14 protein-coding genes are annotated in these 14,014 nt (G+C 71.0%); 10 read left to right on the top strand and 4 right to left on the bottom strand.

What is annotated here, in order from left to right; translation table 11 throughout:
* The first annotated feature begins 1 nt into the window (after position 1).
* The 7 genes from CIK81_RS04605 (at position 2) to CIK81_RS04575 (ending at position 6,955) form a co-directional block, all read left to right on the top strand.
* Positions 2-1,378 (top strand): MFS transporter, encoded by a 1,377-nt coding sequence (locus tag CIK81_RS04605; RefSeq protein WP_114307481.1) that lies wholly within the window; start codon positions 2-4, stop codon positions 1,376-1,378.
* Positions 1,379-1,380: 2 nt separating this feature from the next.
* Positions 1,381-3,123, top strand: a complete 1,743-nt coding sequence (locus CIK81_RS04600) for an amidohydrolase family protein (protein ID WP_114307482.1) — start codon at positions 1,381-1,383, stop codon at positions 3,121-3,123.
* Positions 3,120-3,500 carry a RidA family protein gene (locus CIK81_RS04595; RefSeq protein ID WP_114307483.1) on the top strand — a complete coding sequence of 127 codons (381 nt, stop codon included), beginning with the start codon at positions 3,120-3,122 and terminating at the stop codon, positions 3,498-3,500. The genes CIK81_RS04600 and CIK81_RS04595 overlap by 4 nt, the downstream gene beginning before the upstream one ends.
* 304 nt (positions 3,501-3,804) lie before the next feature.
* On the top strand, positions 3,805-4,944 hold the full coding sequence (locus tag CIK81_RS04590; protein ID WP_114307514.1) for a N(5)-(carboxyethyl)ornithine synthase: 1,140 nt from the start codon (positions 3,805-3,807) through the stop codon (positions 4,942-4,944).
* 21 nt (positions 4,945-4,965) lie between these two features.
* Positions 4,966-5,271: a hypothetical protein gene (locus CIK81_RS18130; RefSeq protein ID WP_158541944.1), complete on the top strand. Its 306-nt coding sequence runs from the start codon at positions 4,966-4,968 to the stop codon at positions 5,269-5,271.
* A gap of 9 nt (positions 5,272-5,280) precedes the next feature.
* Positions 5,281-6,162 carry an aldo/keto reductase gene (locus CIK81_RS04580; RefSeq protein ID WP_114307484.1) on the top strand — a complete coding sequence of 294 codons (882 nt, stop codon included), beginning with the start codon at positions 5,281-5,283 and terminating at the stop codon, positions 6,160-6,162.
* 202 nt (positions 6,163-6,364) lie between these two features.
* Positions 6,365-6,955, top strand: coding sequence for a DUF4282 domain-containing protein (locus tag CIK81_RS04575; RefSeq protein ID WP_158541914.1), 591 nt, complete (start codon positions 6,365-6,367; stop codon positions 6,953-6,955).
* A 69-nt stretch (positions 6,956-7,024) separates the two neighbouring features.
* On the opposite strand, the gene CIK81_RS04570 is transcribed toward CIK81_RS04575, so the two are convergent.
* The 4 genes from CIK81_RS04570 to CIK81_RS04555 all read right to left on the bottom strand — a co-directional run bounded on the left by CIK81_RS04570 (position 7,025) and on the right by CIK81_RS04555 (position 10,275).
* Positions 7,025-7,864, bottom strand: a complete 840-nt coding sequence (locus tag CIK81_RS04570) for an SDR family NAD(P)-dependent oxidoreductase (RefSeq protein ID WP_114307486.1) — start codon at positions 7,862-7,864, stop codon at positions 7,025-7,027.
* A gap of 56 nt (positions 7,865-7,920) precedes the next feature.
* Positions 7,921-8,442 carry a MarR family winged helix-turn-helix transcriptional regulator gene (locus CIK81_RS04565; RefSeq protein ID WP_241963964.1) on the bottom strand — a complete coding sequence of 174 codons (522 nt, stop codon included), beginning with the start codon at positions 8,440-8,442 and terminating at the stop codon, positions 7,921-7,923.
* Between the two features lie 171 nt (positions 8,443-8,613).
* On the bottom strand, positions 8,614-9,744 hold the full coding sequence (locus CIK81_RS04560; RefSeq protein ID WP_114307487.1) for an aromatic acid exporter family protein: 1,131 nt from the start codon (positions 9,742-9,744) through the stop codon (positions 8,614-8,616).
* 12 nt (positions 9,745-9,756) lie between these two features.
* A complete protein-coding gene (locus CIK81_RS04555) occupies positions 9,757-10,275 on the bottom strand; it encodes a MarR family winged helix-turn-helix transcriptional regulator (RefSeq protein ID WP_114307488.1) in 519 nt (172 codons plus the stop codon).
* 175 nt (positions 10,276-10,450) lie between these two features.
* Here CIK81_RS04555 and CIK81_RS04550 point away from each other — a divergent pair, with 175 nt between their 5' ends.
* The 3 genes from CIK81_RS04550 to CIK81_RS04540 form a co-directional block, all read left to right on the top strand.
* Entirely contained in the window at positions 10,451-11,596 is a 1,146-nt protein-coding gene (locus CIK81_RS04550; protein WP_114307489.1) for a polyprenyl synthetase family protein, read from the top strand.
* Positions 11,593-13,206 carry an SDR family oxidoreductase gene (locus CIK81_RS04545; protein ID WP_114307490.1) on the top strand — a complete coding sequence of 538 codons (1,614 nt, stop codon included), beginning with the start codon at positions 11,593-11,595 and terminating at the stop codon, positions 13,204-13,206. Before CIK81_RS04550 ends, CIK81_RS04545 begins: the two co-directional genes overlap by 4 nt.
* The coding region (locus CIK81_RS04540; protein ID WP_241963962.1) for a tryptophan-rich sensory protein at positions 13,203-14,014 on the top strand (812 nt) is incomplete at its 3' end. The genes CIK81_RS04545 and CIK81_RS04540, both read left to right, overlap by 4 nt.

The raw sequence follows: 14,014 nt of genomic DNA, 5'->3' as shown, positions 1-14,014 counted from the left end.
CATGTCGTCGACATCAGGCGTCACCGTGCAGCCGGACGCCCCGATCCCCGGAGATCAGGGCCCCGCCGCCACGCTCAGCAGCACCCAGAAGCGCACCATCGCGGGCGGCGCCATCGGCACGCTCATGGAGTATTTCGACTACTACCTCTACGGGCTCGCCTCGGCGGCGGTGTTCCCTGCCGTCTTCTTCTCGTCGGACTCCGCCTTCGTCGCGCAGCTGTCGAGCTTCGCGACCTTCGCCGTCGGCTTCCTGCTGCGCCCGATCGGCGGGCTGGTGTTCGGCTACATCGGCGACCGCTTCGGCCGTAAGCTCACCCTGCTGATCACCGTGATCGGCATGGGTCTGACCACCGCCGCGATCGGCCTCATCCCGTCGGACGCCGCGATCGGTCTGGCCGCCCCGATCCTGCTGGTCATCGCGCGGATGTTCCAGGGACTGTTCGTCGGCGGCGAGATGGGCGGCGCGGCGACCATGGTCGTCGAGCACGCCCCCGTCGGCCGCCGCGGCCTGTACGGAGCGCTCCTCATCAGCGGCGCCGGCGTCGCGAACGTCGTCTCGGCCGGGATGATGGCGGGCCTGGGCCTGGGGCCGGAGTCGTTCTTCATGACCTGGGGCTGGCGCATCCCGTTCGTGTTCGCCCTGGTGCTCGCGATCATCGCCGTGTTCCTGCGCCGCCACCTCGAGGAATCCGAGGAGTTCACCCAGCACAGCCAGGACATCGCCGACGATAAGATCGCAGCCCCCTCACCCCTGCGCGAGGTGCTCCGCCACCCCAGGAACGCGATCCTCGGGATCCTCATCGGGTTGCCCCAGTCGATCGCCGGCTACGTGGTGCTCACCTTCGGCCTGGCCTTCATGGTCTCCGGCGGGGTGCCGCCGCAGGTCGGATTCATCGGCACGATGATCGTCGGCGCCCTACAGATCGTCATGGCACCCGCCTACGGCATGCTCTCGGACCGCATCGGCCGACGCCGCGTGTACATCGCGGGCTGCATCGGCTTCGCCCTGCTGGTCTGGCCGGCCTTCGCCCTGTTCGGCACGCACGTCCCCGTGCTGATCTGGTTGGGCATGATCGTCGGCTTCGTGATCCCCGGCATCGCCATGCAGGGCACGCTGCAGACCATGCTCACCGAGATGTTCGACGTCGAGCAGCGCACCACGGGCGTGAACATCGGCTACCAGCTCTCCAACACCTTCGGCGGCGGCCTCGCCCCGCTGATCGCCACCGCGCTCGTGGGCTGGGCGAGCGGTTCGATCTGGCCGGTGATCGTCTACGTGGTGGTGATCTGCACCGTCGGCGCGATCGCGACCGCCGCGGCGAGCCTGCGACCCGATATCGCGAACCCCGACCGGCTGAACGCTCTGCAAGGATCATGACCATGGCCGTTCCCGATCCTCTCCGTCCCACCGCCCTGCTGATCCGCGGGGGCCGCGTCGTCGAGGACGGCATGGTCACACCGGCCGACGTGCTCGTCGAGGGCGAGCAGATCACCACCGTCGGCCGGATCGATCCGGACCGTGCGGCGGGCGCGCAGGTGCTCGAGGCCGATGGACGCCTGGTCATGCCCGGCTTCGTGGACGCCCACTCCCATGCCGAGGGCGCCGTGTTCGACGAGGACGTGCAGCTCGCACTGCTGCGCCAAGGCGTGACCAGCGTGATCGGCGGGCAGGACGGCGTCTCCTACGCCCCCGGCGACGGTGCCCACGGCAGCAGGTACTTCGCGGCGATCAACGGCCCGCACCCCACCTTCCGCGGCGGTTCGGTGGCCGATCTCCTGGCGACCTACGACGACACGACGCCCCTGAACGTCGCCTACCTGGTGCCCGCCGGCACCGTGCGCCACCAGGTGATGGGCAGCGCGGACCGCCCCGCGACGTCGGCGGAGATCGAGGAGATGACGGCGCTGGTGGCGCAGGCGGTGGCCGACGGAGCCGTCGGCCTCTCCACCGGGCTGGACTACACCCCGGGCATCTACGCCGCGGCCGACGAGATCGCGGCCCTGTGCCGCCCGCTCTCGGCGGCCCGCCTGCCGTACGTGACGCACATGCGCGGCGGCTACGAGGAGAACTCGCAGGTGGGGATCGAGGAAGCGGCCCGCATCGGGCTCGACGCCGGCGTGCCCGTGCACATCTCCCACTTCCACACCCGGGCCGACGAGGCCGCACGGCTGATGGCCTGGCTCCGGGCGCAGGCGCTGGACGCCAGCTTCGACGCCTATCCGTACACGCGAGGCTGCTCGATCCTGGGGATGACGCTGCTGCCCCCGGCGGTCAACGCCATGGATCCCGCCGAGGCGACCGTGCTGCTGCGCGATCCGGCCCAGCGCGAGCAGCTGCGCCGGGAGTGGTTCCCACAGGTCGCCCACAACCCGAGCCTCGGTCCGGAGTGGCCGGTGCTGATCACCATCGCCCATACCGTCGCCCCGGAGTTCGCCTGGGCGCACGGCCTGACCCTCGCCCAGGTCGCCGCGCGCCACGGCACCGATCCGATCGATGCGGCGCTGGATCTGCTGGCCGCCTCCGCGCTCGAGGTCAACGTGGTGATGGCGGTGCGCGATCAGCGCCCCGTCGAGGACCTCGGCCGCCTCATCGCCCATCCGGGGCACCTCGGAGGGTCCGACGGGATCTTCGTCGGCGCCCACCCCCATCCGCGCTCCCGCGGCACGTTCGCGACCTATCTCGCGACCTATGTGCGCGACCATGGCTTCCTCACCTGGCCGGATGCCGCCCAGCATCTCTCCACCGGAGCGGCAGAGCGGTTCCGGCTCGGCGCCCGAGGCCGTCTCCGTCCCGGTCACCTCGCCGACATCGTCCTGGTCGACGAGGACGCTGTGGGTGCGTGCGCCACCTACGACGACCCGACCGCCCTCGCCGTCGGCATCGACGACGTGCTCGTCGCCGGCAGACCCGTCCTCGCCGGAGGCCGTCTCACCGGCGAGCATCGCGGCCGCGGCCTGCGCGCCGCCTCCGCCCCCAGCCCCGACAGCGCCGCGGCCCCTCACGCACCCGGTGGTGGGCACGACCACAGCTCCGACGGCGGGCATGTCCCCGCTCCGTCGGCCCCGCAGGGCGCAGACCCTGCACCTGCAGTTATCAGCACAACCCATCAGGGAGAACGATGAGCCACAAGGAAGCCCTCCACACCACCAGCGCCCCGCAGCCCGCAGGCCCCTACAGCCAGGCGATCGTCAGCGGAGACCTGCTGTTCACGGCCGGCTTCGGGCCGCAGGACCCGACCACCGGGGAGGTCTCCGAGAACGTCGGCGAGCAGACCCGCCAGGTGCTGCGGAACATCCAGGCGGTGCTCGCCGAGCGCGGCGCCACCCTGGACGACGCCCTGAAGACCACCGTCCACCTCGCCGACCTCGCCGATTTCCAGGAGTTCAACGAGGCCTACCGCGAGTTCTTCTCCGAGCCGTTCCCGGTGCGCACCACCGTCGGCTCGCAGCTGGCGAACATCCGGGTCGAGATCGACCTGGTGGCCCGTCTCCGCGACTGAGCGCGTCAGCGCCTGAGCCCGTGCTCGGCTGAGCCCGTGATCGGCTGAACGCCTCGGCATCCGGCACGCCGACCGCCTGCGGGCCCCTGCCCATGTCACCGTGGCAGGGGCCCGCGGCCTCGCCATGGCAAGAGCTCGTCGCCTCACCGCGGCGGGGGCCCATTGCCTCACCGCGGCAGGGGTCCGTCGTCTCACCGCGGCAGGGGCCGGGAAGCGCCATGCTCTATCGTCAAGAGCCAGGGCGCCACCGGGCACCCAGGAACGGAAGCACGTGCTGCCACATCACCACGACCAGAGCGGGTCGATGACCAGCCCCGCGCCCACCCTCGGACTCTTCGGGTTCTCCCGGAAGACGGATGAATGGCGGGTGCCCCTGCACCCGGCGCATCTCGAGCGGATCCCCCCGGATCTGCAAGGCCGGGTGCTGATCGAGGAGGGCTACGGCGAGCGCTTCGGCGTCCCCGACTCCGAGCTCGCCCCGCACGTGGCCCGGGTGTGCACCCGCGCCGAGCTGTTCGAGCAGGCCGACATCCTCGCGCTGCCGAAGCCTCAGCACGAGGACATCCGCTCCATGCGCGAGGGTCAGACGCTCTGGGGCTGGCCGCACTGCGTGCAGGACCGCACCCTCACCCAGCTGGCCATCGACAAACGCCTCACGCTGATCGCGTTCGAGGCGATGAACCACTGGAACGCGGATGGCTCCTTCAACCTGCACGTGTTCCACACCAACAACGAGCTCGCGGGCTACAGCTCGGTGCTGCATTCCCTGCAGCTGCTGGGCTCGACGGGGAACTACGGCCGCCGCCTCACCGCCACCGTCATCGGGTTCGGCGCCACCGCGCGCGGGGCGATCACCGCGCTGGGCGCCCACGGCATCACCCAGATCCGCGTGCTCACCAACCGCGCCGTCGCCGCGGTCGCCTCCCCGATCCATTCGGTGGACATCGTGCAGTTCGCCCATGAGGACGAGCCGTACATGAGCGAGGCCATCACCGACGAGGGCCGAGTCCCGCTGGCGCCGTTCCTCGCCGAGAGCGACATCGTGGTCAACTGCACCCTGCAGGACCCCAACGCCCCGCTGCTGTACCTCAACGAGGGGGACCTCGAGCAGTTCACGCCAGGAAGCCTGATCATCGACGTCTCCTGTGACGAGGGGATGGGCTTCTCCTTCGCCCGGCCCACCTCCTTCGTCGAGCCGATGCTCCGCCTCGACAACGGCGTGTACTACTACGCGGTCGACCACAGCCCCTCGTACCTCTGGAACTCGGCGAGCTGGGAGAACAGCTCCGCGCTCCTGCCCTTCCTGGAGACCGTCATGGCGGGTCCGTCTGCCTGGGCGAGCGAAGAGACCATCGACAGCGCGATCGAGATCCAGGACGGCGTGATCCGGAACCCCGCCATCCTCGAGTTCCAGGACCGCGAAGCGGCCTACCCGCACCGCTGACCGTCGTGCGCGGACCAGAACCTGCAGGACCACATCGGGGAGCTCTCCACGTGCAGCGCGGACTTCCGGCGGCGCTGGGCCGCGCACAACGTGCGATTCCATCGCACCGGCGTGAAGCGGCTGCACCATCCGGTCGTCGGCGATCTGACGCTGAGCTTCGAGGCCATGGCGCTCTCGTCGAACTCCGAACAGGACGCCACCAGGGCGATGTCCAACTCCTCGAGAGCGTCGACCACGTCCTCATGCTGCCGGGCCGGATCGTGCAGCGGAAGGGTCCACCGTTCCACGTACTCCCAGTGCCTCCCTCGTGCGCCGTCCCGCGCCTAGCGTGGCCGCATGACCACTTCCGATCTCACCCTGAACAACGACGTCGTCATCCCGTCCATCGGCTTCGGCGTCTTCCAGACCCCGGCGGAGCAGACGAAGGAGGCCGTCGTCAAAGCCCTGCGCGTGGGCTACCGGCACATCGACACCGCCGCGGCCTATGGCAACGAGCGCGGTGTCGGCGAGGCGATCGCGAGCTCCGGCATCCCGCGCGAGGAGATCTTCGTCGAGACGAAGATCTGGATCTCCGACTACGGGTACGAGGAGACGCTGCACGCGTTCGACAAGGCGGCCGGCAAGCTCGGGCTCGACACGATCGATCTGCTGATCCTGCACCAGCCGCTCACGAGCGATTTCGACCGCACGATCCAGGCGTACAAGGCGCTGGAGAGGCTGTACGCCGACGGCAGGGTCCGGGCGATCGGCGTCAGCAACTTCATGGTGGAGGATCTGGAGCGCCTGTTCGCCGCCACGGAGGTCGCTCCCGCCGTGAACCAGATCGAGATGCATCCCTACTTCCAGCAGCGCGACGTCATCGCTCTCGGCGCGGAGCGGAGCATTCTCGCTCAGGCCTGGTCGCCGATCGGCGGGGTCGTCGCCTACGGCACGGACGCCAGCAGCCCTCTGGAGGATCCCGCGGTCACCGGGATCGCCGAGGCCCACGGCAGAACGCCTGCCCAGGTGATCCTGCGCTGGCACGTCCAGGAAGGCCGCCAGGTGATCCCCAAGTCCGTGCGGCCCGAGCGGATCGCGGAGAACTTCGACGTGCTCGGGTTCGAGCTCAGCGACGAGGAGCTCTCCCGCCTCGATGCTCTGGAGACGGGCACCCGCGGCGGCCCCGAACCCGTGGACATCACGCTCGAGTCGTTCGGCAGAGACATCCCCGAGGCTTGAGCGACCCCGCGATGCTGGCCCACCGCGCACCGAGCTGCCGCCTGCCGTCGCTGATCTCGGCTTGCGGAGTTTCGTCGCCTGCGGGCACGGATCCGCACTATGGTTCCCGTGGGGACAGTACGAGGAGATCGGCAGCCGTTCCGGGCCCTCTTCGCGCGCACCGCGCACCAGCCATCGACGCATGAAGGACGTGAATCGCGCTATGACGCATCCATCCGACGGGGACCACCTCGAATCGCCGCACCCGGAGCAGAACAGCTCCGCCGACCAGCCCTGGGCCACCTCCGAGCAGCCGCAGTCACCGTACGGGGATGCGCAGGTGCCCGGTGCCGACCAGAGCTCCACCCCCTACGAACAGGGCTCCCCCGCGTACGGGCAGGGCTCTCCGACCTCCGGCCCGCAGATTCCGCAGGAGACCTCCTGGGCCCCTGCGCCCACGGCGCAGGGCGAGGCAGGATTCTTCCGCGCCCTGTTCGACTTCACGTTCACCCACTTCATCACGGTGAAGTTCTCGGCGTTCCTCTACATCGTGGCGTTCCTCGTCGCGATCCTGATGTGGCTGGGCCAGATCGTCGCTGCGATCCTGTTCGGCGTGCTGCTGGGCAGTGCGAACAGCTACTTCGACGAGGCGAGCTTCAATGCCGTGCCCCTGGTCCTCGCGATCGTGTTCGGGTGGATCCCCTCGGTGATCTCGCTGATCGCAATGCGCCTCGGCCTCGAGTTCAGCGTCGCGACCGTCCGCACCGCGCAGAACACGAAGACGATCGCCGAAGCGGCCACCACAACCCGCTGACGCCGTTCGCGCACCAGACGACGAGGGGCCCGATCATCGATCGGGCCTCTCCTGCGGTATGCGCAGCGCTCACTCCTGCAGTCCGGCGCCGATCTCCGCGAAGGTCTCGCGCATCGCCACATCGTTCCAGGACCACACGTCGTCTCCACGCAGCACGACATCCGCCCCACCGTCGCAGTAGATCGTCTGGCCCGCACAGTGGGTGTTCTCGACCGAGGTGAGCCAGATCAGCAGGTGCGCGATGCTCTCCGGCCCCTGGTGCGAGTTCAGCGGCATCGGCACGTACGCGTCGGTCATCGCGCGGCCGTCGTCACTGGCCAGGAGATCCTTCGTCATCGGGGTGACCACGGTGCCGGGCGCCACAGCGTTCAACGGGATGCCGGCTCCCGCCCATTGAGCCGTGGGGGCCTCACGGCGCACCCAGCGGGAGATGGCGCGCTTGGACGAGGGGTAGATGACGTTCGCGGTGCGGGGGTCATCCGCCATACGGGTCGCGATCTCGACGGCCACCCCCTCGTCTCCTGCGAGCAGTGCGTCCACCAGGGCAGGGACCACGGGCTGCATCGAGGCCATCGAGGAGACCAGCGCGACGCGAGGGGCCTCGGACCGGGTCAGCGCCGGCTGCAGGGCTTCGAGGAATTCCGTCATCCCGAAGAAGTTCACCGACGCGGTGATCGGCTGGGGGATCGACAGACCGGCGCAGGCGATCACCGCGTCGAGGGTGCCACCGGCCAGACGTGCGGCTTCCTCGGCCGCCGCGACCCTGCCCTCGGTCGTCGAGAGATCTCCGGAGACGTCGGCGCCCTGGAGGTCGACGCCGATGACCCTCTCACCACGGTCCGTGAGGATCTGGGCGGTCGTGCGACCGATTCCGGAGGCGGCTCCGGTGATGACGTACGTGCGAGGCATGGTGTGTCCTTTCGGGGTGACAGCCGCCCGCGGCGGGTGGCTGGGTGATGAAGCGTTCAGTCGGGTCGGCTCGACGACTCGGACGTCCGGCAGGGCGACTCGTCCTCGATTTCGGGACCGCCGGGTCTGCGCAGCAGTCCGTCGGTGAATCGTTCGAGCAGCGCCGACAAGGCGCGCACATCGGCCTCCTCCCAGCCCTCGGTGGCGGCGGAGAGCAGGTCTATTCCTGACGCGACGAGCTGCTCGTAAGTGCGCTGCCCCTCGGCGCTCAGGGCGATCCGTGCCGCGCGGCCATCGGCGGTGTCGCGAGTGCGCTCGAGCAGCCCCGCAGCGGTGAGCCGTCTGATCAGCTTCGAGGCCGAAGGGCGTGTGAGGTGCAGCTCGTCCGCGAGATCGCTGGGCCGTCCGGAGCCGCCGGCGATGCCGAGCACGTAGAGCGCGCGGACGCCCGTGGGGTCGAGGACGACTCCGCTCTGCGCCGTGATGCGGCGCTGGAAGTCGCGGGAGGACCACTGCGCCATGAGCGCGGTCAGGGCGTGCAGCATCGTGCGGCGCTGCTCGAGGTTCTCGGTGTCCATGAGGGGAACAGTACGCCCATATGATTGCCTGAGGAAACTATATTGCGACGCAGCCGACAGCTCCAGCGGGAGCGCTCCACATCTGGGGAGATCGGATCCTTCGGCCTCGAAATCCGGCTCCAGTTTCGGCGCGGGCGCTCCGGATCGCCCGGGATGCCCACGCCTCATGCCTCATCCGTCCGTCGGCGCCTCCCGGGCGGCCCTCGCCGAGGCGACGTCGTCCACGATGACGGCGATGTGCTCCATGCTGGCGATCAGGGAGCCGTACAGCGGCCACGAGCGGCGCGGCAGCTCGGTGTGATCCGCCAGGTCGACGGCGAGCGCGGAGAGCCGGTCCGCGATCGGCTCCACCTCGGCGTCGGGATCGGCGATCGCGCGGCCGGCGTCCCGGGCCACCGCGACCCAGCGCTCTCGGAACCGGTCGTCCCACTCGTCGTCCGCGTAGGCGCCCTCGCGCAGCGTGCGGGACAGATGCCGCAGGTGGGAGACGCCCTCCTCCACCCGGGCCAGGATGTCCTCGTAGGAGGCCTCCTCGGCATGGTCGGCCGCCACCCCCTGCCCACGGCGGGAGCGGCCGGTCGCACGCCGGGTACGCGGGTTCCCGCGTTCGCTCTCGCGCGCGAACCGCACCATCTGCCAGGCGCCGCCGAGCTCCTCCGACATCGCCCGGGTCTCCTGGACCCAGGCGTCGGCCCGCTCCATGTCCCAGGCGGTGGCGAACTCGTCGGCCATGTCGACCAGCACACCGCCCATCCTGCGGTTGATGCTGTCGACGTAGCGCGACGCCTGCTTCTCCCGGAGAGGCGGGACGATCAGGAGGTTCACGACGACGCCGACCCCGACGCCGAGGGCGATCTCCACGATGCGGTCCAGCAGCAGAGGCTGCTGCTCCCCGAAGCCCGCGCCCAGCACGAAGATCGCGGTGGTCGCGATCGCGATCCCCTCGTCACGGATCCACGGCACCAGGGCCACGAGCATCCCGACGGCCAGGGCGAGCGCGAAGGTCCCGACGCTCACCCCGAGCCCGACGCCGATGACGAAGGACAGCGCGACCCCGAGGATCGAGGCGACGAGGGTCTGCAGGCCGTGGGAGACGGACCGGTACACGGTCAGCTGCACCGTGAGCAGCGCGGTCCACGGCGCGAGGAAGGGCATCTGGGAGTCGAGCACGTCCCTCGACAGCCACCAGGCGACGGTCCCCGCGATCACGGCCTTGGCGATCTGCAGCCATCCGGTGACCGATTCCGGCTGCGCCGCAGCGCTCCAGAGGGTCCGCGCACGCTGCTGCACCGAGGTCGCCATGACCTGACGGTCTCACACCTCGGGAGCGGTGAGCTCCTCGGGCGGCGCCTCGGTGTCCAGGTGAGTGGCCATCGCGCGCAGGAATTCGATGATCGCCGGCCGGTCCGCCGGAGGCACCTCGCGGGCGATGGCGAGCATCCGCTCGTGCATCCCGCCCAGTCGCTCGCGCACCTGGGCGTGGGCGTGGTCCGTGGCCACGACGATGCGCGAGCGGCCATCGCGCGGGTGGGGCACGCGCTCGAGGTGGCCGGATGCGGTGAGGCGGTCCAGCAGCTTCGAGGTCGACGCGCCCGAGATCCCCAGGTGGCGGGCGAGCGCCTGCGGCGTCGCGGGGTCCTCCCCGACCTCATGGGCGATCACATAGCGGAGCGCGGAGAGGTCCGTGCTGTTCATCTCCATGCCGGCGCTGAGGCGCCGACGCAGCTCGTGATCCGCCGCGCGGAACCCGCTCAGAGCCGAGAGGAGGTCGACGGCGGAATCCTCGCCGTCGTACCAGTACGAACTGCCCGGCTCGCCCGCACTCTTGACCATCCTCCGATGCTACAGTCAAACTACATAGATAGGCTAAGCAGCTTCGAGGAGGCGACATGACCGCGACCGCACCGGCCGCCTACGCCGCGAGCGGCACCGACGCCGCGTCCGCCCCCGCACTCTCGCGTGCACCTGCACCTGCACCTGCACCTGCACCTGCACCTGCGAGCGGATCGTGAGCACGGCGGACCACCGCGCCGTGGATCGCGAGATCGCGCGGCTGCTCACCGGCGCCGTCTCCGCGCACGGCACCGCCCCGAGCACGGGTCGGCGTGACCTGTGGTCAGCCTTCGCGCAGGCCACCGACGACGGCAAGCGGTTCCGTCCGGCGCTGCTGACCGCGACGCATCGCGCCCTCGGCGGTCTCCGCGGCGAGGCCGCGGTGCAGGTCGCCGCAGCGCTGGAGCTGCTGCACACGGCTTTCGTCGTCCAGGACGACGTGATCGACGGCGATCTGATGCGCCGCGGCGTGCCGAGCCTGCCCGGCCGCTTCGCGCAGGACGTCCAGCAGCACGGCACCTCGGCCGCCGAGGCCCGCCGCTATGGAGATGCGGCGGGCATCCTGGCCGGGGATCTCGGCCTGCTCACCGCGTTCCGGGCGATCGCGCGCTGCGACGCGCCCGCCCCCGTGGTCGAGCGTCTCCTGGACCTCTTCGAGACCACCGTCCATTCCTCCGCGATCGGCGAGCTCGCCGATGTGCGCCTGCAGCTGGGCCCGACCGAGCAGCCTGGTGCCCTCCGCGAGGCGCTGGCCGTCGCCGAGTTCAAGACCGCCGTCTACTCGTTCCAGTTCCCCCTCCACGCGGGCGCGCTGCTCGCCGGCGCCGACAGCGAGATGCTCGGCGTCCTCGACGAGATCGGCGGCCTGCTCGGCATCGGCTTCCAGCTGGTCGACGACCTGCTGGGGATGTTCGGCGACGAACGACTCACCGGCAAGAGCGCCCTCGGCGACCTGCGCGAGGGCAAGCGCACCGCGCTCATCGCGCACGCGACCACCACCGCCCAGTGGCCCCAGCTGCGGCCATTGCTGGGCGAGCCGGACCTCGACGCCGCCGATGCGCGACGCGCCCGTGCGCTGCTCACCGACAGCGGTTCCCGTGCCTGGACCGAGGAGCTCGCCCGCTGGCACCTGACCAGCGCCGTCTCCTCCGCATCCAGGCACGGGCTGCCGAGCGCCCTGGTGCATGCGCTGAGCACGGTGACCGACGAGATCCTCCGCACCGCCGACCTCCTGCTCCCGCCCGAGTCGACGGCGACGGCGGACACGGAAGCGGGAATGACGGCGGATCGCACCCCTGCGACGACAGGACGCCCTTCATGAGCTCCCCCGACATCCGCGCCGACGCCCCCTCGGAGCCGCCGCTGGTCCTGGTCACCGGCGCCACCGGGTACATCGGAGGCAGGGTCGTCCCCGAACTGCTGCGCGCCGGTCTGCGGGTGCGGGCGATGGCCCGCCACGCCGACCGGCTCGACGGACGCCCCTGGCGGGGCGACATCGAGGTCGTCGAGGCCGACGTCATGGACCCCGCGACGCTGGAGGACGCCCTGGACGGCGTCGACGTCGCGTACTACCTCATCCATGCGATGGGCGGCGGGAAGGGGTTCGCCGCGCACGACCGCGCCGGCGCGCAGAACTTCGCCGACGCCGCCGCCCGAGCCGGGGTGCGACGGATCGTGTACCTCGGCGGCATCCACCCCGACGACGAGGAGCTCTCGCCGCACATGGCCTCCCGCAAGGAGGTCGGCGACATCCTGCTGGCGGGCCCGGTCCCCGCCGTCGTCCTGCGCGCGGCGGTGATCCTCGGTTCCGGCAGCGCGTCCTTCGAGGTGATGCGGCACCTCGCCGAACGGCTACCGGTCATGGTCGCCCCGCGCTGGATCCACAACCGCATCCAGCCGATCGCCGTGCGCGACGTGCTGCACTACCTCGTCGGCGCCGCCCGGCTCGAGGGCGCACCGAACCGCACCTTCGACATCGGCGGCCCGGACGTGCTCACCTACTCCGGTCTGCTGCGGGCCTACGCCCTTGTCGCCGGTCTCCGCCCGCGGCGGATCCAGGCCGTGCCCGTGCTCACCCCGCGCCTGGCGAGCCATTGGATCGGCCTGGTCACCCCGGTCCCCACGGGGATCGCCCGCCCCCTGGTCGAGTCGCTGATCCATGAATCGGTCGCCGCGGAGTCCGACCTCCGCGATCTCGTCCCCGACCCCGAGGGCGGACTCACCGATGTGGACCGTGCCATCTCCCTCGCCCTGACCCGGATCCGGGATCTCGACGTGAGCACCGCCTGGCACTCCGCCGCCCCGGCCGGGGCCCCGTCGGCCCCGCTGCCGGAGGACCCGGAGTGGACCGGCGGCATCGTCCGCGGGGACGAGCGCAGTCGGCACGTCGCGGCCGCCCCCGAGACGCTGTGGTCGGTCATCGAGGGGATCGGGGGCACGAACGGCTGGTACTCCTGGCGGCTCGGCTGGGTCGCCCGCGGACTCATGGACCGGATCGTCGGCGGTCCCGGCCTCCGTCGTGGCCGTCGCCATCCTCAACGTCTCGCCGTGGGCGACGCGCTGGATTGGTGGCGGGTCGAGCGCCTCGTACCGGGCCGCCTGCTGCGCCTGCGCGCCGAGATGCGGGTCCCCGGCGAGGCATGGCTCGAGCTCGGCGTGGAGTCCGCCGACGACGGCGGGTCGCTCCTGCACCAGCGCGCCGTCTACCATCCTCGCGGTCTGCTCGGGGACGCCTACTGGTGGGCCGTGTGGCCCTTCCACGGCATCGTCTTCGGCGGCATGCAGCGCAATATTGCGCGCGCGGCCGAGAACGCCGACGGCGCCGCGGCCGAGCCCCCGCCCGGGCGCACCTCACCGTCCCCCACGCCGTTCACCACCCGCCCCACCGGGCAGGGCATCACGCGACGACACGACCAGGAGCCGGACACATGACCACCCCGCACCGCCGGACCGCCCCACCTCGGGGAGCCGACACCGCGAGACGCCGACGTGCCGCCGACGGCCGCTCCCGCATCCTGCTGCGGCGCGCGGCGGTGACGGTCGCGTTCCTGGCCGCCATGGCCGGCACCGCGGTCGGCGTGGGCGCCTTCGGCGGGGACCCGATCGAGGAGGCCGCCGGCGGCCTCCTCGCCGCGGATTCCACCCATCTCGCCCCTGCCTCCTCGGCGTTCTCGATCTGGACGCTGATCTACGCCGGCCTCGGCGCCTACACCCTGTGGCAGTGGTGGGATCCTCGCGACGACCGCGGGATCGCCATGCCGGCCATCGCCTCCATGCTGCTCAACGCCGCCTGGATCCTCGTGATCCAGGCTGGCTGGGTGTGGGTCAGCGTGCCGGTGATCGCCCTGCTCCTCGCGGTGCTCGCGCTTCTGTTCCGCCGGATCACGGTGCATCCGCCCCGCAGCCTCGTCGAATGTCTCGTGGTCGACGGCACCTTCGGGCTGTACCTCGGCTGGGTGAGCGTGGCGACCTGCGCAGACATCGCCGCAGCACTGAAGGGCTCCGGTTTCCTGGGGCTCGGGGTCCCCGAGCTGTTCGCCGTCGTGGTGCTCGCGGCGGTCGCCGCCATCGGCATCGCGCTGACGGTGCTGGGGCGCCGCCCGCTCGCCGCACCGGCCGCGATGATCTGGGGGCTGGCCTGGATCGCCGTCGGCCGGGCGACCGATGCCCCGCACTCCCCCGTCGTCGCGATCGCCGCCGTCGTCGCGGCCCTCGTGATCGCGGTGGCGGCGGTGATCGG

This window comes from Brachybacterium sp. JB7 (assembly GCF_003335205.1).
Classification (GTDB): domain Bacteria; phylum Actinomycetota; class Actinomycetes; order Actinomycetales; family Dermabacteraceae; genus Brachybacterium; species Brachybacterium alimentarium.
The sequence above is the reverse complement of the archived record's forward strand: the minus strand, read 5'-3'. Positions and strand labels throughout refer to the sequence as shown.